This is a genomic window from Mesorhizobium sp. M4A.F.Ca.ET.020.02.1.1 (assembly GCF_004022645.1).
Classification (GTDB): domain Bacteria; phylum Pseudomonadota; class Alphaproteobacteria; order Rhizobiales; family Rhizobiaceae; genus Mesorhizobium.
Genome location: NZ_RZOI01001055.1, coordinates 1 through 1,511 on the forward strand (window position 1 = coordinate 1; position 1,511 = coordinate 1,511).

Annotated in this window: 2 protein-coding genes and 1 pseudogene; 2 read left to right on the forward strand and 1 reads right to left on the reverse strand. The window is 64.1% G+C overall.

The features are described 5' to 3' along the window. Positions 1–491: pseudogene (locus EN742_RS34715) on the forward strand (hypothetical protein); the annotation flags it as partial. Here EN742_RS34715 and EN742_RS34720 read toward each other — a convergent pair. Further along, positions 488–1,249 (reverse strand): SDR family oxidoreductase, encoded by a 762-nt coding sequence (locus EN742_RS34720; protein ID WP_127406774.1) that lies wholly within the window; start codon positions 1,247–1,249, stop codon positions 488–490. The pseudogene EN742_RS34715 and the gene EN742_RS34720 sit on opposite strands and share 4 nt — an antisense overlap. Positions 1,250–1,356: 107 nt before the next feature. On the opposite strand from EN742_RS34720, the gene EN742_RS34725 reads away from it, so the two are divergent. Continuing rightward, a partial coding sequence (locus EN742_RS34725) for a LysR family transcriptional regulator (RefSeq protein WP_148670513.1) occupies positions 1,357–1,511 on the forward strand: 155 nt, incomplete at its 3' end.

Below are 1,511 nucleotides of genomic sequence, written 5' to 3' on the forward strand. Positions count from 1 at the left end.
ACCAGATCCTCGCAGTCGAACACCGTCGTCGGAACATCGGCAAGCCGGAGCCGTTTCCCCGCCTCGAAGCCTTGGACAGCTATCGTGTCCATGGCTCGCTTGCCGATGTTCCGACGACGGTGTTCGACTGCGAGGATCTGGTGGTGGAAAAATTCGTTCCCGAACCGGAGCCGGACGGCTTTGGAGCCCGCTTCTGGCTGTTTTGCGGCGAACGCGAACGCTGCACCCGCCACGTCTCGCCGCAAAGTCTCGTCAAGGGCGACGATACGATCCGCCGCGAACCTGTTCCGGTTCCCGACGAGCTTCGCGCGCTAAGGCGTGAACTCGGTTTCGATTATGGCAAGTTCGATTTTGTCATGCATGAGGGCAGGGCAGTGCTGCTCGATGCCAACAAGACCCCCGGGCGAGCCAGGAGCCTTTCGAGCTTCGTCGCCGCCGGCAATGCCAATCTCGCCGACGGCTTCGAAGGGCTGATCCGCCAGGTTACCTAGATATTCATCCCGCCCGATACCTCGATGCGCTGGGCGTTGACCCAGCGATTGTCCTCGGACAGCAGCGAGGCGATCATCGGGCCGATGTCGTCGGCCACGCCGGCGCGGCCGAGCGCGGTGACGCCGGCCACCATGCGGTTGATCTCGGCATTGTCGCGCACATGACCGCCGTTGAAGTCGGTGGCGATTGCGCCCGGCGCCACGGTGTTGGCGGTGATGCCGCGCTGGCCGAGTTCCTTGGCGAGATAGCGCGTGAACACCTCGATGCCGCCCTTCATCATCGCATAGGCCGACGAGCCGGGAGCGGCGAAGCGGGCCAGCCCGCTTGAGATGTTGATGATGCGGCCGCCATCGTTGATCAGCGGCAGCAGCGCCTGGGTGAGGAAGAACACGCCCTTGAGATGGGTGTTCATCAGCGTGTCGAATTCCTCCTCAGTCGTCTCGGCGATCATCTTGCGCAGGCCGGTGCCGGCATTGTTGACGAGATAGTCGAAGCGGTCGCGCTGCCAGGTTTCCTGAAGCGTATTCTTCAATGCCGCGGCGAAGGCAGGGAAGGTGGCGACGGCTCCCGCATTGAGTTGGAGAGCCGCGGCGCGGCCGCCGGCGGCCTCGATCTCGGCGACAGCCGCCTCAGCTTCGTCGGCGCGCGAGCGATAGGTGACGATGACGTCGACACCCTTGCGGGCGAGGTGGAGCGCGGTGTTGCGGCCGAGGCCGCGGCTGCCGCCGGTGATCAGGGCGATGGGGCGAGTGGTCATGGCGAGAACTCCTTCTGTTTTGGATGGAGATGCATATACTCGCCTTGCTGGACGATATAATCGGGCACGGATTGCCAACACTATTCATCCTGTGCGAACAATCACCGATGGACAGGTTCGACAGCATGCGGCTCTTCACCCGCGTTGTGGAACGGCGCAGCTTCACCGCTGCCGCCGCCGATCTCGGCCTGCCGCGCTCCAGCGCCACCGCCGCGATCAAGCAATTGGAGGAGCGGCTCGGCGTGCAACTGCTCCGGCGCAC